This is a genomic window from Gimesia algae (assembly GCF_007746795.1).
Classification (GTDB): Bacteria; Planctomycetota; Planctomycetia; order Planctomycetales; family Planctomycetaceae; genus Gimesia; species Gimesia algae.
In genome coordinates, this window is record NZ_CP036343.1 from 6,391,346 (window position 1) to 6,415,754 (window position 24,409).

Below are 24,409 nucleotides of genomic sequence, written 5' to 3' on the forward strand. Positions count from 1 at the left end.
CCAGCCTCAATTCAATATTGAATAAAGTTCTTCCTGATTATTCAGGTATGATCTCTTTCACCCAGGTTGCATTTTTAATCTTGCCGTCATATTGATTGCCTGACTCATCGTGGGCGACATTGCCCGTGCCTTCGTCGAAATGATAGAGTACCAGGGTGTCTTTGTCCGGTTTGAAGCGGTGAGCCGGTTCGAAGTCTTCTGAATACCGGGCGACTTTGGAAATGCGAACTTCGTCGATCGCGCCTTTAAAAAACTGATGAGGCAAGCCTGTGCCATTAGGATCTGCACCAATCATAAAATCATGCGGAGAGGCTACATGTTTTAAGGTCGTTTCATTGACCGATGCCTGTTTTTTCCCATTCACGAACAGCAGGACATTTTTACCATCGAAAACGGCGGCCAGGTGAACCGGCTTGTCATGCTCCGCCTCCGCATCAGACACGACCGAGGCATAACCGGCGTTTGACTGGCGACCTTCATTGAAGTGCACCATCCAATGACCTCCGGAATAATGGATGCCCACGCCCGCCAACTGCAGATTGGCCACCACAGACGCACGGATATAGTTGTCATCCCGCGGCTCGGCTTTGGCCCAGGCTTCCAGTGTTATCGGATGATCGCCGTCATACCGCAACTTCGGGATGATCACCTGGCCTTTGCCTTGAAACTCCAGACTGGATTTGGCAGCCTCGGCTTTGGGATTGTCTTCCCCCTGTACAGGCAACAGGGTAAAGTGAGCAGGCAGCAAGAGACAGAGCATCAGAAACAACGGGCGAACGGCCATTTTTCCAGTTCCCTTCAGGTGAAATAGCAAGACAGAACATACTGAACAACCATTCTAGCCTGTTTCAGGTCAGTCATGCCAGACAAAAACGGAATTTCACGAGCAAATCCAGGAACTTCCACCCGAGAAAGGGAAACCCTTTGAGGAAGGTCTATGCTACAATTATTATTCTCTGCCGCTTTACTGTCAGAAAGATAGGTTAATCATGATGAAACAGGTTACCGTTTTTCTCCTGCTGTTATCTCTGGTGTCGGGCTGTGATGATCGGCCGGAGATTGCGCTTAAATATGTTGTAAACATACCAGAATCAATTCCGCAACACGCTATGTTTCATCCCAAGCTTGACGCACCAGAACAGAGGAATGCCCATAAAATGTATTTAGAGGCTCATCGCACAGGATGGGATAGTTGTCTGGCAGATTTTCAGGAATTTGGTTTTCGAAACGAACCTGATTCTAATCGGTTTTTGCTGATGCAACAATTTAAGCTGCAACTGGACGCGAAAAACGCCGGTTATTCGGAATGTGAAACAGCCATTGAATTGTTAATAGATCAGTATGGAGAAAACGCTGTAAGAGAAGCGTTGCGAAAATCAAAATGAACATCTATAAGGGACTGATCGCTGGCTTGCTGGGAGCACATCAATTAGTTATTCATCGATGTAATATTTTTGTGGATCGAATTCAGGATGCTCGCTAAATGATCCATATAAAAGACGTGATGTGTCCGCATCGTCACATCTCGCTTCTTCAGCAATTTTTTTCATGAGATCATTTATTAATTGACAGTTTTGATCTGAAAGATAAAGGCGATGAGCAGAAAGCCATTGCATGGTATCATTATATTTTCTTTGAAATTTTTGATAGATCAATTCACCTTCAGCGATTTCATTGAGCGTGTTAATCCTCGCATCAATTTCTGTTCTTTTGATTGCTGGCTTTAGATCGGGAATGAAATCAACGCCTCCATCTTCAGAAACAACAATTATGAAACACGGGGATTTTAATGTTTTTGTATAACGAAGGGCAGAATTATATCTTGCTCCCCGCGATGGATCACCGTCTTGAGTAGCCATTCCGTCTAGAATTGCCCCAATAGCAAAGCAAGTACCTTTGGGATCTAGAATGATAGCACCATCTATGGCTGTTAAGCATTTTAGTATGCTTGGCACAAGATATTTGGGGGTAATCTGTGTTGATTGATTACTCAATCGTTGCGATTCTTCTTCAGCGTTTTCTGCTATTAAAAGCATGGTACCATGTTGCTCTTGCTCAGCCTCTTTTACTAATAAAACTATATGATCAATTTGATCTGGTGTCATTTTAAGAAAGATACGTGATAAATCTTTACGTAATTTATCTTCATTAAAAGAAGGTTTAGGCAAATATGGTTGGCCATATTTAACCCGCATCAAAGTTTTATCAGCATAAAGAATCTCCCAATGGTGATGGTCAAGGATATTGATCAAAAAGACCTTTTCCTGATCAATAGTTTCGCTGTTATATTTAACCAATCCATATATGTGGTTTGAATCTGTATGCATCGCCAAGTCTTGAGAAGCTAGTTCTAATAACTTTCTAGCTCCTCGTGTAATTTCGAGTTTGGCAGGTTTAGCAAATTCGATAACAGTTTGAATTCCTGAACAGTCCTTATCAGCTAGTAATAAGCAACCTTTCCCAACTATTTTCTCATAATAAGTGGGGCTATACGGTTACACGCTTCAAATAACCCATGCGCCCCTCCAGCTAATACACCCGAAACTCGATAGGTCAAGCCAACAACAAATTGATAGGCTGCCTCTCTAATAATTTCATCTGCATTCAAAACAAGAGGATATTTTCCAGGTTCGGGACCATTAAGATTAAAGACAGCTTTTTCAAGAAAATTGTGTGTTGTTGCATCGATCAATGAAATAGCAACGTTTGCATTCCTTTGCTCGTGAATCGGAACCTGAGATGTTTTTAATGAAGGGTATATGTCAACTATTTTTTTTTGAAGATTCAGAACAATACAAACTAGATAGCCACCTATTCTTACTGGAAAAGAAACATAGTAGTAGTTTTGACTTGAAGCATTTTCATAGATTATTTTTATAACAGCATCTCGGACTGAACGATTAAATAACGAATTACGATGAGATTTTTGAGCTATCGGATGGGTGTGAATGATCTCACTCTCGGGGTAGGTTTCTAAGATTTCACTTGCAAGATTTAGTGTTGAATCAAATGCTTTAGATTGGATCCAGAAATCATTCTCTGGTTCAACACAAGCAGGGTAACGGTCTGATTGATTATCTACTAAAACACCAACAAGGAATATTTCAGGCTCAAATTGATCATCTAAAAGTGAGAAGACTTTTTTGGCTGCAAACTCTACCCCAAAACGAAAATGTCCTTGAAAGCTCCACATAAAATGATCAATCACATACCCCATATTTATATCTTCCTAAATAAATGTATAAAAGATTCAGCCTTCTTCCGATTTGTGTTTTTTTCTCCAGCCCGTTTTGACTTCGGGGGGCTGATGGTCGGAATAGAGTTGTTTGATGTGCACTTTAGGGTCGCCGGTGATCAGTCGGGAGCGGCGGGTTTTCCAGATGTAGTTCCAGCACCAGTCGAGCATCACCTTAAAGCGGTTGCGAAAGCCGACCAGGAACATCACGTGTAGAATGTTCCAGGAGATCCAGCCCAGAATGCCGCCGTAATGAATCTTGCCGATCGCGGCGATGGCATTACCGCGACCGATCATCGCCATGGAACCTTTGTCATAATAACTGAACTGCGGCCGTTCTTTCGGTGCGTTCCCGTTGATTTCCTGTTTGATAATCTCCGCTACGAAACGCCCGGTTTGAATCGCGCCCTGCGCCAGACCGGGAACCGGTTTGCCGGTTTTAGCATCAGTCGCATGCGCGGCATCGCCGACGACAAAAACTTCGGGATGTCCGGGAATCGACATATCGGGTCCCACAACAATCCGGCTGCCTCGATCAACTTCAGTGTCCAGTGTTTTCGCCAGATCCTGTCCCTGCACTCCCGCAGCCCAGAAGACGTTCTCTGCATTAATCGTTTCCTCGCCAATTTTCACGCCATCGACTGTCACATCAGTCACATGCACATTCAAATGGATTTCGACCCCCATCTTTTCCAGTACTTTCTGAGCGAGGGCACTCAGGTCTTCGGGCATGGGGCCGACCAGCCGCGAACCACCATCAACGAGAATCACGCGGGCCATATCACAATGGATATTTCGAAATTCACGCGGCAGGGTTTCAGACGCGACTTCTTTGATCGCGCCCGCCAGTTCGACTCCCGTCGGTCCGCCCCCCACAACCACGAACGTCAGAATTTTACGACGGGCTTCTTCATCGGCTTCCCATTCCGCCTCTTCAAACGCGAGATACAGACGCCTGCGGATTTCCAGCGCATCATCAATCGACTTCAATCCCGGTGCGTGCACACGATATTCATCGTGACCGAAATACGACTGCCGGGCACCAGTGGCGATAACCAGGTAATCGTAGTCGAGTTCGCCGCCATCAAAACAGACCAGCTTTTTATCAAAGTCAATCGCAGTGACCTCCCCCAACGCGACGTGCACGTTTTTCTGTTTCCAGAGAATCCTGCGAATCGGTGCCGCGATATTCGCCGGATCCAGTTCGCCCGTCGCCACCTGGTACAGCAGAGGCTGAAACAGGTGGTAATTCCGTTTGTCAATCAGATCGATTTCGACGGCTTCATTTTTGAATGCTTTGGCAACATTGATGCCGCCAAAACCTCCTCCGATGACGACAATCCTTGGCAAATCCGAAGAAGTCCGATTCATAGTGATCTCAATTCCTGAAGTGAGTAGGGCAGTACAGAATTCCGGGGGACGTCAGCGGCGTCTGTCAGTCGAATACGTGTCCGTGATCATAACGTTCGTCGATGCCGGCGGCTTCGGTCAGAGCGGCGACGTTGGACTTGGTGAAGAAGCCCTCGTATTTGTGACAGCGTTCCACATACTCGGTGATCAGAATCGAATACTGGGAGTGCTTGGAGAAAATCTGCTTCAGATTGGGTTCATCCAGGCATTCTCCGACGACATGTGCCAGGAATGGAATGCCTTTGTCCTTAAGGGTCTGCACGACGTAATCCACGTTCTTTTCACCGCCCCGATGATCACCGTCGAGGACTTCATAAGCCACGTGATGCAGTCGGCGTCCATAATTGCGAACGAAGTCTTCGGTAGGCATCGGCAGATTTTCGAAGGAGTTCACGAAGGAAGGCGTATTGTTCGCAGTAAAGACCTTGGCGGGCGATTTTTTATCATTATCGACATAGCCATTCCGCGTCACGTTCGTGGAGGAGTTCATCTCCGCAATATTGTAGGCGCCCCAGAAGTAATGGTTGGACATGGTGAGAAATTCAAGGATGGCATCTTCCCGCTCACCGGCCAGAATCCGGGTGGCCAGATGGTCGACGCCCAGCACCAGCTTATTCAATTTGTGCGCTTCGCCAAAGGCAAGCACCTGGTTCAGCGACTCCATCACTTCAGGTTCCAGTTCGAAAGGTTTTCCCAGTTGGAGCACATCGTAGTCATCGATGTCTTCCTGGGTGTAGCCGACCCGGTTACAGGTAAAATCGGAAGGAAAAGTGAATACAAAATGCGCATCGGTAAAGAACGGGTTTTTCGTTTCGTGGTGGTAGTTAAAGCGCACACTGTGCGATTCGAGCGTGCTCCGTGTCTCGTTGACATCTTTCGTGCTGAAGATCTCACCGATGTAACGGGCATTAGGCTTTTTGCTGGAGAGCGGGTAGAGCCGATTGAACATGGTGATTTCGTCGGCGTAGTCCTGCTCCAGCGGCTCCAGGATGAACATCCGCGGATAATCGGGATGTGAAGTGAGGATATACACATTGTGCGTATTATTTCTGAAAGCCGCAGAAAAACGATAGGGGCTCATCAGGTAGAGTTCATGCAGGTAAGGCAGGACTTCGCCTGTTTCCACCTGCAGCACGATGCCGCGCATGGTCCCGAGCAGGTCTTCGATGCCACTGGACTTGCGGCGTTCGAAAATCTTCATCCGGTAGTCTTCAAAAAACTCCGAGTTCTTTTTGTCGCCGCCCGGTTGATACTCTAATGTATTGATACTCACTGGAAACATCCCTTTCCTGAAACTGTGATGCGTTTGATTTTCTGGTTTGAATATACCTGAAAGGAACTGCAGACGCCGCGACTCCCTTAACCGGTTTCAAAGACTGCAGCAGACCTTATGTTACCGCACAAATTTGGTTTTGTAATGTTTGTATTGCTTTCTTTTCATTTTTTTCACAGGCAGTCTGCGTTCCTGCGAAAATGAGTTGCGGCAAAAGTGGAATTTCGCCACGTAGATTCGGAATGACAGGCACGGCATTTGAAGTTATGCTGAATTTCTGGAAACCATCTCGATTTAACTGGGGAAAGATTCTGACCAATGAAACGCGCCGATTTTCATGCCATGCGAGACTACTGGGTCCCGCTTATCCAATTTCTGTCCCTCTGTATTTTCCTCGGCTGTCATTGGATGATTGCCGCAGCGGAACCCGTGCGTTCTCCCAATATTGTGCTGATTATCTCAGACGATCAGACATTTCGTGATTTCGGCTTCATGGGTAACACAGAGATTCAGACACCTCACATCGATCGTCTGGCGGCACAGTCGGCCCGGTATGTGAATGGTTATCTGCCGACCAGTGTCTGCAGCCCCTCGCTGGCGACCCTGCTGACCGGCCTGTATCCGCATCAAAGCGGGATTCACTACAATCATCCGCCACCAGGTAACAGCGCCTTTAACAAAATGACATCCCGCAGGGAATACGAGTCGACCCGCAGCCAGGCGTTTCAACTGATCCAGAACGTCGATACACTGCCACGCATTCTGGCGGCAAACGGTTATCGCTGTCTGCAGACGGGCAAATTCTGGGAAGGCCATTATCGCAACGCCGGCTTTACCGAAGGCATGACCATTTTTGAACCGGTTCCCGGACAGTCGTTCGGCGGCAATCGCCGGCTGGCAAACGGCGAGTTGGCGGCTCACGGTAATGGAGACTGGGGATTGAAAATCGGTCGGGAAACCATGCAGCCGATTTATGATTTCGTCAAGGACTGCGAACAGAAATCAACGCCGTGGCTGGTCTGGTATGCTCCCTATCTGCCTCATCAGCCTCACGATTCACCTCGAAAATATTTCGACCTGTATCGCAACAATCCGCGTGTGGCAAAAAATGAAATCGCGTATTACGCCAGTTGTTCGCAGTTCGATGATACCGTGGGAGAACTGGTCCAGTTTGTGGAACAGCAGGCCGACCCGAACAATACATTGTTTCTGTTCGTCGTTGACAATGGCTGGACGCCGGGCGAAAAACCGATGCAGCCACGCGAGAATTTTCATCATACCAAAGAGAGTAAACGCTCCCCCTATGAAGATGGTCTGCGGACTCCGATCTTGATTCGCTGGGACGGGCACACCAAACCCGCCACGCACAGGGCGCTGGTCAGCAGCATGGATATCGTGCCCACACTGCTGCACGCAGCCGGGCAGGCGAAACAAGCCGCGAAGCTGCCGGGAGTAAATCTGCTGCCATCGGCGCGCGGAGTAGCAAAATTGCCGCAAGACCGGGCCGTCTACGGAGAAGTCTTTCCCGGGGATGCTGCGGCATTGAACCAGCCGAAACGTGAAGTCGCGCACCGCTGGATTCGTAAAGGCAACCTGAAGCTGATTACTTCACATAATCCGAATGCACAAGGAAAAACGTGGAACAATTACACCCGAGGCGATGTGCTGTTCGACCTGGAACATGATCCAGGAGAGACGAAGAACCTGATCAACGATCCCGATTCTACCGAGTCCCTGGCAGAACTGCGACAGTTACTGGATGCCTGGTGGAACCCTGCGAAAACCGATTAAATTGTGTCCAGTTTTACTGTAGCGTCTCCAATGCCATTTGAATCGAGTATAATAGACCGAAAGACGCTCTGGTCAAATGCGATGCGTTCCAGCAACAAACGCTTATAAAATCCCATATTTCGCGAACGCTTCGGTCGCGGACATGCCGTTCTTGATGCTGTCGCGGAATGTGTTTTCTTCGTGTACTTTTTTCCAGGCGGACTGAATCACTTCGGCTTCGACGGCCTGGGGTACGACGGCGATGCCGTCCACATCGGCAAACACCAGATCGCCGGGCGCAAAGTAAACGCCACCGATTTCCACGGGCACATCAACGTCGATAATTCGTTGACGGTCCTTACTGTCATAGGGAGAGGTTCCGACAGCCCAGACGGGAAACTGCATGGATCGCATCTGACGAACATCACGAACCGCACCATCGATGATGGCACCCGCACAGCCCCGATGTTTGACGGCGGTGGAAAGCAATTCGCCCCAGATCCCCGAGCGCATTGAACCGCTGGCGGCGGCAATGAAGACTTCATCGGCGTTGATCGAGTCGACGGCTTTCAGTTCCAGTTCATAAGGGCTGGGATCGACATGGTACATGTCAGCCCAGAGGCTGGTTTTGCAGCGTCCGACGACGACCGATTCTACAGTCATCGGCAGCAACTCTTTACGCGGCGACTGATTCGTGTACCCCAGCGCATCGAGGGCGTCACAGATAATCGCTGAGTGCAGATGCTCCCGCATCATGTCAAACGTGATGGTTTCCGGCGTGATGGTTTCCGGTTGTGGCTGATTCATGGTTGCCTCATATCTGGGATTGAAGTTGCTGAGAAATCTTTCGTGCTGTCCGCACCACGGCTTTGATAAATCGCTGCAGCGCTTTCGTGTCGGCGCGTGCTGTGGGCACACTCAGGCTGATGGCGGCAACGATCTGCTCCCCATCGAACAGGGGGGCTCCGATGCAGGTGACGCCGACATCGTTCTGATCCTGCTCGACGGAATAACCATCGGCCTGGGTCTGTTGATGGATTTTACGAAGCTGTTTGAGATCGATGATCGTTTCCGTCGTGCGGGCGACCAGTCGGGTTCGCGCGATTAAAGCATTCCATGCTTCGTCCGTCAGTTGTGAGGTGATCGCACGACCCAGTGAGGTCGAGTAAAAGGGATCGGTGCTGCTGGGCTCGACAATCCGCCTTAAGGGGTGGGTACTTTCCAGCACACTCAGGTAGCGAACATGAGTGCCCCGCAAGATGCCGAGATTCACGGTTTCCCCCGTCAGTTCATGCAGCTCCCTTAACAGTGGAGCCGCCAGTTCTGTTAAGCGATCTTCCAGAGAACCGGAAGCCAGTCGCCTGAGTTTCGGCGTGATCTGATACACGCCTTTTTCGACGCGGCTCACATATCCCAGCTCAACCAGTTCCTGCAGAATCCGATGCACGGTCGGTTTGGGGAGCCCGAGTTCGTGTGCCATTTCTAATAGTGTCAGTGGACCATCGGCGGAAGCCAGTACCTCAAGTACCAGAAATGCCTTGCCCAGCGATGTGACTTCTTTGGTGACCAGCATTAAAATTGACATTCAGAAAGACAGAAAACGAAGGAGTTACTGGCTGCTTGCAACCAGCCCTGTATTCCAATATACTGAATCCATTGTTCCATTTTAAGATATAACTGCTCGTTTTCTTATGGAATTCTGGTAGTCTCAAGTTTTGCCCGGTTCATAGAGGAGCCTCTCATGCGTGTCGGAATCATCGCGTTGCAACACGAGTCCAATACGTTCATTCAGACGGCGACGGAACTGTCCGATTTTGAATATGATGTGCTGGCGACCGGGGATGCGATATACCCGATCTTTGCAGATTCGGCCCATGAGATTGGCGGATTTTTTGCCAGTCTTGCTGAAACCGACATCGAAGCAGTGCCGATTTTTGTGGCCCGTGCGCTGCCTGGTGGAACAATCACCCAGCCGACTGTCGAAACATTGCTGCAACAGATGCTGGAAGAATTGAAAAACGCAGGCCCGCTGGATGGTCTGCTGGTTGCGCCGCATGGTGCAGGAGTCAGTGAAAACGCGCGTGACCTGGATGGGTACTGGCTGACGCAGGTCCGCGATGTGGTCGGTCCGGATCTTCCGATCATCTGTACTCTGGATGCACATGCAAATGTGTCACAAGCGATGATTGACGCCTGCAATGCGACGATTGTGTACCGTTCGAATCCCCATATTGATCAACGCGAACGAGGTATTGAAGCGGCCCGGTTAATGCAACGCATTCTCAACGGTGAAGTCAAACCGACACAGGTGGCCTGCTTCGTCCCTGTGGCGATTAATATTGAGCGTCAGCATACATCGTCAGAACCCTGCGCCTCACTCTATCGACAGGCAGATGAAATGCTCAAAACGCCTGGCGTATTGAGTAACAGCATTATCCTGGGGTTCCCCTATGCTGACGTGTACGAGATGGGTTCGGGCTTCATAGTGGTGACCGATAATGATCGCAATCTGGCACAACAGTTGGCAGACCAGTTAGGCGAATCTTTGATTCAGCGTCGTGATGATTTTCGGGCACATCTGGTGGGCATCGACGAAGCGCTGGATCGAGTGGAACAGCTGGCGGGGCCAGTCTGCTTTCTGGATATGGGTGACAATATTGGTGGCGGCTCTCCCGCGGATGGCACAACGATTTTACATGCGATCAAACAGCGAGGCGGACCCACCAGTTTTGCCTGTCTGTACGATCCGGAAGCCGCCCGGCAGGCGATTGCCGCGGGTCCAGGAGCCACACTGCCTCAACTGGCGATGGGAGGTAAGACCGATGATCAACACGGCCCGCCGCTGATCGTCGACGTGACCGTGGTCAGCATCCACGACGGCCATTTTAAAGAACCGGAAGTCAGGCACGGCGGTAAAACCGAATTTCAGATGGGGCCCACTGCGGTCGTGAAAACCGGCTTTGGTTTGACAGTCATGCTCAACAGTCATCGCACACCGCCGTTCAGTCTGAGACAGTTGACTTCCTGTGGCATTGAACCTGCCGACTACCAGATCCTGATTGCCAAGGGAGTCCAGGCACCGCTGGCCGCTTACAGCCCGGTCTGCCCGAACCTGATTCGCGTGAATACGCCGGGGGTGACTTCAGCTGACATGGAACAGTTTCAATATCAATACCGCCGTCAGCCTCTGTTTCCTTTTGAATCAATCGATTAAACTGAATTCCACTTCGAGTCTTCCTCCACTTTGAAAGAGATCGTATGCAGATCACGAAAATTGAAACTTCGATTGCTGATTCGATCATGCCCGGTCTGCTGCTGGTACGTATTCATACCAGTGAAGGGATCGTAGGTTGTGGTGAAACCTATTACGCACCGCACGCGGTAGCCGCGATGATTCATGACTGGATGTCGCATTACCTGATGGGGAAAAACCCACTGGATATCGAAGCGCACTGGCGATTTCTTTACGAACGTGCGACCAACTTTGGTTCGCGGGGAACCGAGCTGCGGGCGATTTCTGCCATCGATCTCGCATTGTGGGATATTTTCGGGCAAGCAACTTCACAGCCGGTCTGGCAGCTGCTGGGAGGCTGCGTTCAGGAATCGATTCGTACTTACAACAGCTGTGGCGGTCCCTCTTACGGGGGTGCCAATGCAGAAAAAAAGACTCACACCTGGCCCGGCCATGGGTCAGTGGGGAATCAGGGTCCGTTGAATGACTACTGGTCCGCCGTCAATGAACCTGTCGAGCTGGCGCGCTTGCTGGTATCGGAAGGCTATCAGGCTCTCAAAGTCTGGACGCTGGATTTCGCCGCGCATAAAACTAACGGGCCGCTGCACATCACACACAAAGATATTACGCGGGCGCTGGAACCCTTCCAGAAAATCAGGGAGTCACTGGGGAGTAACATCGAGCTGATTATTGACGGTCATGGTTTCTTTCAGCTTGCCCCGGCGATTCGAATTGCCAAACGTCTGCAGGAATATGATATTCTCTGGGCCGAAGACCTGCTGCGGGTCGACTGTGTCGATACGCTGAGTGACTTTCGGGATAAAGCAGGAATTCCGGTCGCCGTGAGTGAAATGTTTAACGGGCCCGATGACTATCGCCTGGCGCTGGAAAAACGGGCCGCCGACTTTGTGATGATTGACCCTACCTGGGTGGGGGGTATTTCACAGACGCGGAACATCACTCGACTGGCGCAGTTTTATAATGTCCCTGTCGTAATGCATGATTGCACGGGCCCCTTAACTCTATTGTCGGGTGTGCATGTCGCCGCCAGTTCGAACAATGTCGCCTGGCAGGAAAGTCTGCGGGCCCATCTGCGGATTCTGTATCCTCAGCTGATTGACACCCCGGTCGAAGTGGAGCAGGGGCGGATTATCATACCGAAAATTCCCGGACTGGGAGTCGCCTGGCTGCCCGAACTCTTCACACCGGGCACGAACCAGTATCGTGCGACGGAGCTGACTTAGCAGTTCCCGGGTAGCGTTTTACAATTCGAATGGTCCCTAGCTTTGACACATAACCGGGGCTAACGCCCTTCGGCTAATCAGTCATTCCGATTGGCAACTTGTCTAAAAATTAGCCGCACGGCGTTAGCCGCGGTTCACCCATTTGCAGGGATGCATTCTAACCAGGAAACGCTCTCCGGCAATTTCTATCGCCTCTCAATGCAGGCCGATGATATTACCGGAGTCGTCAATGTCAATTCGCAAAGCAGCCGGCTCTGAAGGAAGACCGGGCATCGTGCGGATTTCACCGCTCAACGCGTAGAGAAATCCGGCTCCCGCCGAGAGACGTAGATCACGGACGGGGAAGGTGAAGCCGGTCGGTCGTCCCAGCAGGTGCGGATCGTGGGAAAGCGAGTACTGTGTCTTGGCGATACAGATCGGCAGATCGCCGTAGCCTAACTGTTCGTATTCCTGCATCCGTCGGCGGGCCTGCGGTTCGAATTCAACAGAAGCTGCACCATAGATGCGGGTCGCGATTGTTTCGATTTTTTCGGCGATCGGCATTTCCAGTGGATAGAGGTACTGAAACTGATTCGGCTGTGCAGCAGCTTCTACGACCGCTTCGGCCAGTGCGAGGGAGCCTTCGCCCCCTTCGCTGAAAGCGCGCGTGATGACGGCCGCTGCGGCGCCCTGTTCGAGCGCGATCTTCTGAATCTCTTTCAGTTCCCGTTCGGAATCATCGGGAAAGGCATTGATGGCGACGACGGTGGGCAGATGATACTGCTGAATGATATCCAGATGCGCCCGCAGATTGATGGCTCCCGCATGAAGGGCCTCCAGATTTTCTTCGAGGAGGGCCGGGGGCAATGGTCTTCCCGGGTGAACGTCGAACAGACCGCTCTGCAATTTCAGGGCACGGGCCGTACAGACCAGCACTTCGGCATCAGGCTGCAGACCACTGGTACGGCATTTGATATCGAAAAACTTTTCTGCGCCACAATCCGCACCAAAGCCGCTTTCCGTGACGACGTAATCGGCCAGTCGCAGGGCGATCTGATCAGCGATGATGGAGCTGTTACCGTGTGCAATGTTGCCGAAAGGACCAGCATGCACGAGAAACGGCGTCGCTTCACAGCTCTGGACCAGATTGGGTCTCAGGGCATCGATGAGCAAAGCCGCCATCGCACCGGCACAGCCCAGCTGTTCGACGGTCACCGGCTGGCGATCGTATGTCATGCCGACGACGATGCGTCCCAGACGCAGGCGGAGATCACGGGGATCGCTGGCCAGAGCGAGAATCGCCATGATTTCCGAGGCGGCAGTCAGGTCGAAGCCGGTCTCGCGAAGGGGGGCCTGCGGCGGTTGATCCAGTCCACTGATGATGTGGGCCAGGCCTTTGTCGCAGAGGTCCAGGGCCCGTTTCCAGGTGATGGTCTTCGGATTGATTTCGGGAATTTTCCGTCGGGCGATGTGGTTATCAATGATGCTGGCCAGCAGGTTAGTGGCCGAGGTGACCGCGTGCATGTCTCCTGTGAAATGCAGGTTGATATCGGACTGGGGCTCCAGCGTGCAATTGCCACCGCCGGCCCCGCCTCCCTTGATGCCGAACACCGGCGCCAGCGAAGGTTCGCGGAGTGTGCCGATCGTGGTGTGGCCCAGTTGAGAGAGGGCCATCGCCAGACCGATGACGGTGACGGTTTTGCCTTCGCCCAGCGGAGTCGGGTTGATGGCGGTCACGCCGATATACTTCGCCAAAGGGCGATCAGCTAACTTGTCTGCGAGACCGTGGACTAGTTTGGCCTTGAGGCGGCCATACGGGTCGTAGTCACCTGGTCCCAGCCCCAGTTCTTTCGCGAGGGAATCGATGTCTCTGAGAATCGGCCCGCCGGAGCTGGAAGGAGTAATACGATGCATGTGAGAGCGCCTGTCAGAAAAATGAATTTGTCCGCCGGATCTTGATGAATGCAGGATTTTAACTCAGTATCGACATTCGAGAAAAGCCAGAACCCGTTAATTCTGTATGACAATGATTGTGAAATCAGCAGAAAAACATGAAAATAGCACCAAAGACAGCAGGAAGAGAAAAATGCGATTCCTGTGAATTTCATCAGAACTGAGAACAGGAATCCACCATGCAACTGACCTCTGTAGTGACTCCATTTACCGATGACAACCTGAAACTGTTATCTCAAATTGGTGTGACGCATGTCACAATCCGTTATCCGGGGCCTGCTCTGGAAAAATTGCAGTCGATTCAAGAACAGGTGACCGCCTGCGGTCTGCAGATTGCGGCGATTGAAGGTTATCTCCCTATCGAAAACATCAAGCTGGGCAACGAACAGTTTGCTGAAGAGATTAGGGAAATGAAAGCGCTGTTGCAGAACATGCAGCAGACAGGCATACCGTATATCTGTTACAACTTCATGGCGGGAACCGACTGGGTGCGCACAGAACTGAAAGCGCCGGAGCGGGGCGGTGCACTGGTAACCGGTTTTGACGTGGAACAGGCCGCGCAGGCCGTTTCGCTGTCTCAGACAACACAACAGCAACAGACTGAACCGATTTCAGCCGAGAAATTATGGCAGAACCTGGAACGTTTTCTACAGGAACTGCTGCCGGTCGCTGAGGCGTGTAACGTGACGCTGGCGATGCATCCCGATGATCCGCCGCTTGAGACGTTCATGGGCAAAACCCGCATCATGAATTCCGTGGAGAGTTTTGAACGGTTGATGAAGTTGTCTTCGAGCCCGGCGAATGGAATCTGTTTTTGTCAGGGGACATTTGCAGAAATGGGTGTTGATATTCCCGCGACGATTGAGCGACTGGGATCTCATATCCGCTATGTCCATTTCCGGGATATCCGCGGAACGCGCGAACGCTTTGTTGAAACGTTTCACGATAACGGCCCGACCGACATGTTCGCAGCCGTCAAAGCGTATCAGAAAATCGGGTTCACTGGACCGATTCGTCCCGACCATGTGCCCCAGCTGGTGGGGGAAGAAACAGGGGAGCCCGGATATACGATGCTGGGACGCCTGCATGCCTTTGGTTATCTGCAGGGACTGATCGAGGGGGCTCAGAAATCCTGAGAACCGTTCTGACACTTAAACCGGCCTGATTTTCCGGAAAACCAGAACCCATAACAGTTTATTGATTTGTCTGAGATTGAAAAAACATGAACTGGCTGGTAGCTGTACGCGGAATTCCCTGTATAATCGTTATAGCAGGCACAACTTACCCAGTTGATGAAGTCTGACAGGGAAGTCGAGATGGAAGGCAGGAGGCACCACTTGATTGGGGAGCGTCTGAACAGAATGAACTCTGCCCGGTTCATCCGTGACTAAACTCGATTTCCCACTCTTTAGGAGTCAGACCCATGCGTATTCGAATGCTGTTTGCCGCGGCGGCTGTTGTCGCCTGTTTCTCGTTGATGTCCTCCGTGTCCGAAGCGGGCGGACGCATCACTTACTACAGCTCACCATTTCCGTATGTAGGACCCGCTCCTGTTTACTCGGTTCCCGCCCCCGTCAATACAGCCTACTATGTACCGGCGATGAATGGGTATTACGCACCGGCCCTGGTACCCGCTCCTGTCATGACTCCGGTTTACTACCAGCCCGCTCCGGTTATTGTGCAGCCTGTGACTACTTATTATGCCCCGACACCTGCTTACTCTTATTACGCTCCAGGAAAAGTCGTGTATAAGAGTCGTGGCCCCCGGTTTTTAGCCCCCAACTATAAAACGGTTGTGAAGTATAAATAAGCTGATTACGATTTAAAGTGATAACGGAAAGAGCCTGCTGAATCAGATTCAGCAGGCTCTTTTTTGTTGTGACGAAGCAAAGTTCGTCTGACTGATTCGCACCAACTACAGTGTCCAGCCTTCGCGGTATTCGCGTTTAATGTACTGGGCGGCTTCGGGGACGTTGGTGACCTTGAGGTTGTCGGCATCCCATTCCAGTTTCTTCTGACCAACGCGGTAGGAAACGTTGCCCAGCAGCACGGTTTCGGTCAGCGGGCCCGCGTAGTTGAAGTTACTGCCCGTCGGTGTGCCGTTGCGGATCGCGTTCAGCCATTCGATGTGGTGGCTCTGGGGACGGGTCAGGTAAGGTTCTACCGGTTTGGCTTCTTTGCCGGCTTCCATGAAGACCTTGTTCGTACCGTAATCAGCGAGCAGGCGTCCGTCATCCCCTTCGAACAGGACGGCGCTGTTTTTCTCGTAAGCTTCGGCGCCTTTGGGTTTCCAGCCGCCATGATACCAGGTCATGTGCACTGGAGGCAGATCTTCGCGGGCCTCGTATTCGTAATCGACCTTCATCAGGCTCGGGCATTCGTTCACACCACCATGTGCCTTTTCTCCAACAGCAACGACGGTCTTGGGGTATTTGAGTTTCAGAGCCCAGAAAGGCAGATCCATATAGTGACAACCGAAGTCACCCAGTTGACCGTTACCGAAGTCCCACCAGTAGCGCCAGTTGAAGTGGAAATGCGATTCATTGTAGGGACGGAACGGCGCCGGTCCGATCCATTGATCGTAGTTGACATAAGAGGGGGGATTATTTTCTTTGGAGCGTTCGCCTTCAATACGAACACCGCCTCCCACCCAGACGTGCACGCGACGGACGGGACCGATTACACCGGACTGAACCATTTCCACCACCTTGCGGTAGTTGTCGGTCGCGTGAATCTGGTTCCCCATCTGTGTGGCGACGCCCGCTTTGGCGGCCAGATCGGTCAGGACACGTGCTTCGAACACGGAGTGCGTGAGTGGTTTCTCACAGTAAACTGGCAGGCCTTTTCGCAGCGCTGCTGCGGCCGCCGGGGCGTGCATGTGATCGGGAGTACTGACCAGAACGCCGTCCAGGTCGTTGCGATCCAGAACCTTGCGATAGTCATCATACTTTTCGGCTTTGGGGAATTCTTTGGAGGCAATCTCCAGACGCTTCGAATCGATATCGCAGAGAGCGACGAAGTTTTCTGATTTCGTACCGCTGATATTCGCATATGCCCGGGCGGCCACGCCGATCGACGCCAGATTGAGTTTTTCATTCGGACTTTTACTTTTGGCAGCGGCTTGCAGTGGCAGCAGAGGCAGAGCACCTGTGAAGGCTGGAACGGCAGTTCCCGCGATCAATGCTTTCTTGAGGAACTCACGGCGGTCGACGGAATTTGACATTATAATAATCTCCTTGTGAGAAATGATCTTTGGTGTCACTGGAATGAATCTATCTGGCGGTGATCCGTGATGGAAAATCGTCAGCTAAAACGAGGACGGATCCAATATATTAACTTTTTTTAATATATCGCAGACCAGAAGGGAAATCGAGACTGTTATGGGAAAACGCAGAAAATGGCTGATTGGAAAGGGGACTGTGAAAAAGCCGGCGTCAAACTGTGAAGCCGTTTTCAATTGGAGGTTTCTGAAGTGATATCTTCCGAAATGCTGACTGCTTTTTCCACGCCGGAAATCAGTTGATCGAGGCGGAACGGCTTGTAGAGAACGCATTTCAGTCCCAATTGTCGGGCTTTGACGATCGAGTGCGTGGGATCGTAACCAAATCCTGTCATCAGGATGACAGGCAGGTGCTCATGAATCTCCCGGATCTGGGCGAAGCATTCGTACCCGTTCATATCGGGCAGCCGGATATCGGCGATGACCACATCATAATGAAAGCTGCGGACCATCAGGAATGCTTCTTCTCCATCGTGAGCGGTTTCTACCTCACAGCCCAGTCGGCCCAGCAGTTCATGTGCTGCCCGTCTGACAGTGGCATCACTGTCGACGACCAGAATCCGCTTGTTGACCAGTTTGGGATTCACCTGTCTCATCGTGGGCACTTTATGATGATGAGGTGCCTGGGGAGCCATTTCGTCTCCCACCTGTTGAATCAGTTGCTTAATGTGACGAGTATCTTTAAGGATACGCTGCAATCGCTCGCACACACTTGGCTCGTGACCGATATACCGCTCCAGAATCCAGGCCGTATCGTTGAGGATCTCATCCACCGGATCAACGACCCCACGCATAATTAATTCCGTACTGGCAGAGGCCGTCGTCAGTTTTTCGACAACCAGCAGATCCAGTGTATTTAAAGCAATCGCGACTTCGCGACTGAACAGCTCAAGAAAGTGCAGATCATTTTCGTCAAAGGCACCCGCGTGCGGGCTTTCCACATTGAAGGTTCCCAGCACTTCATCGTGCAGATTCAGGGGAACCGTCAGGGAGCTGCGGGCATCGGGAGCGCCTGTCATATACAGGGGGTCGTGTGCCGTGTCTTCGCAGAGATAACTTTTTCCCGTGGCGGCAACAAAGCCGGTCACGCCGTTCGCTTCGGGATCTGCATAAAGTGTGCGGTTGGTCGCCACCTGCTCCATGCCGACGGCGAGGAGCACATCCAGCCGATTCGAGGCTTTATCCAACAGACGAATTTCCACGGTTTCAAATTCAAGCAGATCCTGAGTGTAATGCAGGATTTTGGCTTTGAGGAGTTCGATGCGATCTTCGGTCGTCATCTCGAAAATTTCTTCGGGAGACAGATCGCCGAGCTCAAGTCCTGCCTGATAGATGGCATTGAGTTTCTGGCGCTGTAATACTTCTTCAGAGATATCACGCACGCTGGCCACCAGATAAGCGGGCTCCTGTTGACTGTCAGGAGAGGTCAGGACGGGCATGACTTCGACATCGAAATAGCTCTTATCTCCCACCCGCAGTCCGCTCTTGGCAATCTTGCGTGTGGAGAAGGCTGTATGAAACGGGCTGAAATCAGGACCCAGAATTTCGGGGGCGCCAAAGGCATCGTAGAAGGAATGACCAATCAGTGAATCTTCCTGACCGCAGAGCTGGCTCAGCTGATGATTCGACCAGATGATACGCAGGTCGACATCCAGAACGACCACAGCATGTGGCAGAAATTCCAGAAGTGTACCCGACTGAATTAAAGCCAGAGGTAAGGTACCGGAAGTGGCTGGAACGACCAGAGCAGAAATGTTTCCCTGATCAAATTCGGCGATGCCTTCCGCCAGATTCTCCGAGGTTACAACCAGATAGTCTTCATTGGTGAACTGTTCTCGCAACTCAGAAGTCTGGTCATCTGAGGGCCCACAGAAGAGAATTTTTTGCGGATTGGTCACTACGAAAACAGCCTTTGTCCACTAAGACGTTTGATGCTTCACTTGATGTTGTATCACAAACGGGGGCACCTGTTGTTCCGACGAGTTTGATTTGTAGTAACAACCGGATAAAAAACAAGATGCCACAGTCTTGTATTACGCAGATTCAGGTACGATTGATAGAATTCTCGCCCTGGTTTTTATGCTTTTCACCAAAATCTTGAACAACATAAACAGTATAACGATATCGTACCTATGAAATCGGCTTTCTGTCAGCCAAAATTAAGATCCAACGAACGGAATCTGGGAATTTCTGCAAATACTGCTCGATTCCGGATATTTTTTCTCAAGTTTTTCCGCCTCTTTTAAAGATTGATCCCGTTTCCTGCGAACCGTTTCACAAACCTGCCGCCGCAAAAAGAATGACAGCAAATGAGTTTACCCTGGGTCGCCATCCAAAGAAATCCGATCTCCGGTACAGGAAACCGTGCTTCGCTGATCATGGATCTGATCCGACACCTGAAGCAAAAAGGTATCAGGCCGCGTCTGTTTTCCAATCGGGAACGAATGCAGGAACTGCTGCAAAACCATTCCACAGCAGCCCCGCCATTGTGCGTCGTTGCCGCGGGCGGAGATGGGACCGTCCAGGACCTGATCAACCGGTATCCTGAACAGCGGATCGCGATTCTCCCACTGGGAACCGAAAACCTGATGGCCCGGTATCTGGGCATTCGCAAATCAGGCGTCTTCGTCGCGGAGATGATCAGCCAGGGTGCAACACGTGAAGTCGACCTGTGCCAGATGCAGCACCAGCGTTTTATCCTGATGGCAAGTGTGGGCTTTGACGCCGCAGTAGTAGCAGATCTGACCGAATTCCGGAAAGGAAATATATCCCACCTGAGTTATCTGAAACCAGTCTGGCGGACCATACGTTCCTATCCGTATGAACCACTGTTGATCTCCACAGGTCAGAGCACCGCAGAGATCACCGCTTACCATGCCATCGTTGTGAACATTCCCGTCTATGGACTGAATCTGAATTTTTCTCCTTCAGCAAAGGATGAGGATGGACTGCTCGACCTGATCGTGTTTAAGAGAAAAGGGCTGTTCAGCACCCTGAAATACCTGTACCAGATTGTACGTGGCTCACATTTGAAATCGCCTGATGTACAACGAATTCAGACAGATCGCATTCAGATTCGCTCCGCGAAACCGGTTCCCGTTCAGACCGACGGTGATGCTTCAGGTCTGACACCGTTGGAAATCACTGTTCTCCCCCGGGCAGGCCGATTTATCGTCCCTTGCTGAACCTGGCGAATTCCACCATAATTCCCGAAGCATCATTACAAGTAATACTGTTGGAAAGGATTCACAGGTGTCACAAAATCCAGTATCAATTGGTCAGGTTCAATGCGGGAAAAATCTTCCACTGGTCTTCATTGCCGGGCCTTGTGTGATTGAAAGTGAAGAGCTGGTACTGACCACAGCCAGGCGACTTGCTGAAATCGCTTCGAAAGAAAACCTGTCGCTGATTTTCAAATGCAGTTTCGATAAAGCCAATCGGACCAGTGTCGACAGCTTTCGAGGCCCGGGTCTTGAACGTGGCCTGGAGATCCTGGCGAAAGTAAAACAGGAAACCGGCCTGGAAGTCACGACCGACATCCATGAACCGTGCCAGGCGGCTTCTGCTGCTGAGGTCTGTCGGATTTTACAGATCCCCGCATTTCTGGCACGTCAGACCGATTTACTGGAAGCGGCATCCAAAGCGGCGATTAAATATGAGGGCGTGGTGAATATCAAAAAGCCGCAGTTTGTGGCTCCCGAAGACTGTATTCATGCGGTGAAAAAATGCGAAGCGTTCGGGCTGGACCGACTGATGCTGACCGAACGGGGAACGACATTCGGTTACGGTCGGCTGGTGAACGATCTGCGCTGCATTCCGATCATGCAGCAGATGGGCCCCCCTGTGATTTTTGATGCCACCCATAGTGTCCAGACACCAGGGGGAAAATCAACGGGGGGAGATCGCGAAATGATTCCATTTCTGGCGCGGGCAGCTGTGGCCTGTGGCTGTGATGGAATCTTTGCAGAAACGCATCCCGATCCTTCACAGGCGCTCAGTGATGGGCCGAATATGCTCCCGCTGGATGATTTCACCGGTTTCGCGCTCCAGATGCAGAGATTCCGCGATCTGTTCAATGAAATCGGTGGGGCATCAGACATTCCATCTGCTTGAAAATTGGTTATAGTATGTGGTACAGCGTGTACTCCTCTGATATTCATTGAAATTCCATCCAGAGGTTTTACTGATCTTTGATAGACACAGCCCCGTCTTCTGTAAGACGGAACTGTATAGTACCACGAAGCCACAACTGATATGACATTCTCGAATCTGACACGATGCATCTCTGCTTCCCGCCTGGGGTTGATTACTGGTGTTTGCTGTTTTGCACTGTTCATTTCTATTCCAGGCTGTAAGGAAAAGACCTCGACGGCACCGCCTGCAAAAAATGCCAAATCCCAGACAACAGCCAGTAAATCGAGTTCAACCAGTCAGAACGGTTCTGAATGTGATACTTACATTGATAACACGATGAGCATGCTGGAGCCGGAACGACTGGGAATCAGCTCGTTCGTGGTTCGTGCCGTGGGACTGTTGAATCAGTGGGCATCGAAATGTGGAAATTTTGATGCTGATAAACCTGCCTTGACGGATTCTCAGAAGCCATTTTTCAAAAAGTACCTGGGAGAAGCCCAGCTGGCGAAAATGGACCTGGTACGATTTACGGAGTCTGATGCCAAATTCATCCGTGATTCACAACTTTTTAACGGTATGGTCAACGCCGCCATTGAAGGCAAGTCGAATGATGTCGAACGCGTGACGGCTGCTTTCTATTACTGCATGAGTAATGTGTCTCTCATTACAAACAAACAAAATGTGCTCCCGTTGTCTCCCTATGAAATCTGCATTCTGGGTGCCGCTTCTGCAGAACAACGCGCCTGGATTTATATCGACATGCTCAGGCAACTGCGACTGGACGCTGTTCTGTTAAAGCCTGCCAAAGAGTCTCCTTATAAATTACTCGTAGGCGTCCTGCTGGACGAAAACATTTACCTGTTTGATCCCGTACTGGGTCTGCCGATTCCAGCGAAAGATCAACCTGCCGATGCGGTCCTGATTCCGAACCCGGCAACCCTGGCCGATGTATTGAAATCTCCCGCTATTCTGAAAGACTTTTATGGAGAAGAGGCGGCGAACCGCTTTTCAGCCGAAGAACTGAAAGCCCCCCAGGTTCTCATCATAGGACGCAGCTGTGAATGGTCGACCCGCATGCGGCGTCTGGAAGATTCGCTGTCGCGCAAGCAGACCTTCGTCCTGTTCCGCAATCTGGAAGAATTAAAAGGTGATCCCGGTTTTATCTCGCATCTACAGACAATCGGAAAAGGGATTCTGAAAGACGCGGAAATCAAAGTTTCGGAATATCCCGATAACGAGATCAATGCCAGCGAAGCCGTCACTGGTGATCTGGAGAAACGGATTGCTTCGGTCAAATTACCATTTAACGCTCCGGTACCTTATGATGTGAAATTGAGAAAAGAGACCAAAGACGGTTTTGTCGTGCCCTGGGGTGCCCCCACAAAGAAATTACTGAAAACGAGAACCGTTCAGTTGCTGGGAGACCAGAAATCCGCGATCGAAAGTTATGTCACGACGCGACTTGAATCTGGTTTTCCTTCCGACCTGATTGTCCCCCAGAAAACGCGATTGATGCACGGAATGGCAGCCCACGAGGCTACTTATTTTCTAGGATTAGGTCAATATCTGCTGGGGGAAGACGCTGCCGCCAGTCAGGCGTTTAATGATTATTTTCGACTCTATCCCGGTGTCAATCCCGAGCGCACAATCGCAGCGATTTATCTGATGGCATTCAGTGATGCAAAATCGGGGAAACTTTCCAGCGCGATTTTAACCGTCGGTGAAAATAAGCCTCCCGCAGCACTCAAACCGGCGTTCCGCTACCTGGAAAAACGGTGGCGTGCGATTCGCGACAATGCGTCGAAATAATAAACTCTTAATGCGACACTCCTCCAATTGAAATCTGAGTCATGCTTGCCTTCCTCCGTCGTCGCTGGTTTTTAGTCTGTATTACCATTGTGATTACGATCGGCGTCTATGCAGGCCATGAAGGATCTCAGGAAACACTTTCACAGGTCAAGCAGTTCATCCGACCTTCTTGGTTGACGGCGATTGTCCTGTTTCTGATGTCGCTGAGCCTGAACTCCGAACACCTGCTGACTTCGATTAAAAAACCAGGGCCACTGATCCTGTCTCTGGCAACGAATGTGGTTCTACTGCCCCTCATTGCCTGGGCGTTATTGCCACTTCAACTGTCGGCTGATTTTGGTATTGGGCTGATTATCATGGCCTGTGTGCCCTGCACCTTGTGTGGTGCATCGGTCTGGACCCGTCGCGGAGGAGGTAATGATGGCGTCTCCCTGATGGTCACCATGATCACCAACGGTGCCTGCTTTATTACGGTTCCGTTCTGGATCCTGCTGATTACGTCGCGGGAAGTGGAATTTGATCGGATCGCCATGATTACCAAACTCTTCTATGCGGCGATGCTGCCTGTCGTCTTCGGACAGATTCTCCGGATGAACCAGCGGATCAAAGCGTTTGCGGACGGGATTACCTCCCGACTGGGAACCGTGGCGCTGGTCTTTGTGCTGTTTATGGTTCTGCTGGCAGCAGTGCAGACCGGATATGGTATCCAGACCTCCGAATTAGGCATCTCGCTGGCAGCGGTTGCCGTGGTGTGGATCAGTTGTATCGTGGTGCATGTCAGCGGATTCGCCGCCAATCTGCTGTTGGGAAAAACCTTGGGTTTTGCCCCTCGCGATCGGATTGCCAGCGCAATTGCCGGCAGTCAGAAGACATTGCCGATCGCCGTCTTCGTCGCCACCGATGCCTCGATGTTTGGAAATGCGGGGATTCCGTCCGCCGTCTTTCCGCTGCTGATGTTTCACACGTCGCAGTTCTTTATCGATACGATCCTGGCTGATCGACATCGCGAGAAATATTTTGAAGCTGAACTGTCACAATCTGAAATTGAGGCGGAACCGAGCCTGACGGCCTGCGAACAGTAGCCAGCCTC

At 51.1% G+C, this 24,409-nt stretch carries 20 protein-coding genes; 10 read left to right on the forward strand and 10 right to left on the reverse strand.

The annotated features are described in order from the left end of the window. Positions 1 to 37: 37 nt before the first annotated feature. On the reverse strand, positions 38 to 784 hold the full coding sequence (locus Pan161_RS23885) for a LamG domain-containing protein (RefSeq protein WP_145231252.1): 747 nt from the start codon (positions 782 to 784) through the stop codon (positions 38 to 40). A gap of 205 nt (positions 785 to 989) precedes the next feature. Here Pan161_RS23885 and Pan161_RS23890 point away from each other — a divergent pair, with 205 nt between their 5' ends. Continuing rightward, entirely contained in the window at positions 990 to 1,385 is a 396-nt protein-coding gene (locus Pan161_RS23890; protein WP_145231253.1) for a hypothetical protein, read from the forward strand. A gap of 48 nt (positions 1,386 to 1,433) precedes the next feature. Here the strand turns inward: Pan161_RS23890 and Pan161_RS23895 are convergent, their stop codons facing one another. From Pan161_RS23895 to Pan161_RS23910, 4 genes are all read right to left on the reverse strand, one after another. Continuing rightward, the gene (locus Pan161_RS23895; protein WP_390620758.1) at positions 1,434 to 2,468 is read right to left on the reverse strand and encodes a DNA integrity scanning protein DisA nucleotide-binding domain protein; all 1,035 of its coding nucleotides are present in this window, start codon (positions 2,466 to 2,468) and stop codon (positions 1,434 to 1,436) included. Next, complete coding sequence (locus tag Pan161_RS23900; protein WP_145231255.1) at positions 2,465 to 3,217, reverse strand: hypothetical protein; 753 nt, start codon at positions 3,215 to 3,217, stop codon at positions 2,465 to 2,467. Before Pan161_RS23900 ends, Pan161_RS23895 begins: the two co-directional genes overlap by 4 nt. A gap of 33 nt (positions 3,218 to 3,250) precedes the next feature. Further along, positions 3,251 to 4,606 (reverse strand): NAD(P)/FAD-dependent oxidoreductase, encoded by a 1,356-nt coding sequence (locus Pan161_RS23905; protein ID WP_145231256.1) that lies wholly within the window; start codon positions 4,604 to 4,606, stop codon positions 3,251 to 3,253. Between the two features lie 64 nt (positions 4,607 to 4,670). Beyond that, the gene (locus Pan161_RS23910; protein ID WP_145231257.1) at positions 4,671 to 5,927 is read right to left on the reverse strand and encodes a hypothetical protein; all 1,257 of its coding nucleotides are present in this window, start codon (positions 5,925 to 5,927) and stop codon (positions 4,671 to 4,673) included. A 309-nt stretch (positions 5,928 to 6,236) separates the two neighbouring features. Between Pan161_RS23910 and Pan161_RS23915 the strand changes: the two genes are divergently transcribed. Further along, positions 6,237 to 7,709, forward strand: a complete 1,473-nt coding sequence (locus Pan161_RS23915; protein ID WP_145231258.1) for a sulfatase-like hydrolase/transferase — start codon at positions 6,237 to 6,239, stop codon at positions 7,707 to 7,709. Between the two features lie 102 nt (positions 7,710 to 7,811). Here the strand turns inward: Pan161_RS23915 and Pan161_RS23920 are convergent, their stop codons facing one another. After that, a complete protein-coding gene (locus Pan161_RS23920) occupies positions 7,812 to 8,495 on the reverse strand; it encodes an RraA family protein (RefSeq protein WP_145231259.1) in 684 nt (227 codons plus the stop codon). Between the two features lie 7 nt (positions 8,496 to 8,502). Then, positions 8,503 to 9,261 carry an IclR family transcriptional regulator gene (locus tag Pan161_RS23925; RefSeq protein ID WP_145231260.1) on the reverse strand — a complete coding sequence of 253 codons (759 nt, stop codon included), beginning with the start codon at positions 9,259 to 9,261 and terminating at the stop codon, positions 8,503 to 8,505. 168 nt (positions 9,262 to 9,429) lie between these two features. Between Pan161_RS23925 and Pan161_RS23930 the strand changes: the two genes are divergently transcribed. Both Pan161_RS23930 and Pan161_RS23935 read left to right on the forward strand, forming a co-directional pair. Beyond that, positions 9,430 to 10,902, forward strand: coding sequence for a M81 family metallopeptidase (locus Pan161_RS23930; RefSeq protein ID WP_145231261.1), 1,473 nt, complete (start codon positions 9,430 to 9,432; stop codon positions 10,900 to 10,902). A gap of 44 nt (positions 10,903 to 10,946) precedes the next feature. Next, positions 10,947 to 12,164, forward strand: coding sequence for a mandelate racemase/muconate lactonizing enzyme family protein (locus Pan161_RS23935; protein WP_145231262.1), 1,218 nt, complete (start codon positions 10,947 to 10,949; stop codon positions 12,162 to 12,164). Positions 12,165 to 12,359: 195 nt separating this feature from the next. On the opposite strand, the gene Pan161_RS23940 is transcribed toward Pan161_RS23935, so the two are convergent. Beyond that, complete coding sequence (locus Pan161_RS23940; RefSeq protein ID WP_145231263.1) at positions 12,360 to 14,057, reverse strand: formate--tetrahydrofolate ligase; 1,698 nt, start codon at positions 14,055 to 14,057, stop codon at positions 12,360 to 12,362. 218 nt (positions 14,058 to 14,275) lie between these two features. Here Pan161_RS23940 and Pan161_RS23945 point away from each other — a divergent pair, with 218 nt between their 5' ends. Beyond that, positions 14,276 to 15,232 carry a mannonate dehydratase gene (locus tag Pan161_RS23945; RefSeq protein ID WP_145231264.1) on the forward strand — a complete coding sequence of 319 codons (957 nt, stop codon included), beginning with the start codon at positions 14,276 to 14,278 and terminating at the stop codon, positions 15,230 to 15,232. A 287-nt stretch (positions 15,233 to 15,519) separates the two neighbouring features. Continuing rightward, entirely contained in the window at positions 15,520 to 15,906 is a 387-nt protein-coding gene (locus Pan161_RS23950; protein ID WP_197995495.1) for a hypothetical protein, read from the forward strand. A 105-nt stretch (positions 15,907 to 16,011) separates the two neighbouring features. Here Pan161_RS23950 and Pan161_RS23955 read toward each other — a convergent pair whose 3' ends face one another. Both Pan161_RS23955 and Pan161_RS23960 read right to left on the reverse strand, forming a co-directional pair. Continuing rightward, entirely contained in the window at positions 16,012 to 17,319 is a 1,308-nt protein-coding gene (locus Pan161_RS23955; RefSeq protein ID WP_145231265.1) for a Gfo/Idh/MocA family protein, read from the reverse strand. 230 nt (positions 17,320 to 17,549) lie between these two features. Then, positions 17,550 to 19,274 (reverse strand): response regulator, encoded by a 1,725-nt coding sequence (locus Pan161_RS23960; RefSeq protein ID WP_145231266.1) that lies wholly within the window; start codon positions 19,272 to 19,274, stop codon positions 17,550 to 17,552. A gap of 411 nt (positions 19,275 to 19,685) precedes the next feature. Between Pan161_RS23960 and Pan161_RS23965 the strand changes: the two genes are divergently transcribed. From Pan161_RS23965 to Pan161_RS23980, 4 genes are all read left to right on the forward strand, one after another. Next, the gene (locus Pan161_RS23965; protein WP_145231267.1) at positions 19,686 to 20,561 is read left to right on the forward strand and encodes a diacylglycerol/lipid kinase family protein; all 876 of its coding nucleotides are present in this window, start codon (positions 19,686 to 19,688) and stop codon (positions 20,559 to 20,561) included. Between the two features lie 67 nt (positions 20,562 to 20,628). Further along, positions 20,629 to 21,489 (forward strand): 3-deoxy-8-phosphooctulonate synthase, encoded by an 861-nt coding sequence (gene kdsA, locus Pan161_RS23970; protein WP_145231268.1) that lies wholly within the window; start codon positions 20,629 to 20,631, stop codon positions 21,487 to 21,489. Positions 21,490 to 21,630: 141 nt separating this feature from the next. Further along, positions 21,631 to 23,319 carry a tetratricopeptide repeat protein gene (locus Pan161_RS23975; protein ID WP_145231269.1) on the forward strand — a complete coding sequence of 563 codons (1,689 nt, stop codon included), beginning with the start codon at positions 21,631 to 21,633 and terminating at the stop codon, positions 23,317 to 23,319. A 41-nt stretch (positions 23,320 to 23,360) separates the two neighbouring features. After that, positions 23,361 to 24,401: a bile acid:sodium symporter family protein gene (locus Pan161_RS23980; RefSeq protein WP_145231270.1), complete on the forward strand. Its 1,041-nt coding sequence runs from the start codon at positions 23,361 to 23,363 to the stop codon at positions 24,399 to 24,401. The last annotated feature ends 8 nt before the right edge of the window (positions 24,402 to 24,409 follow it).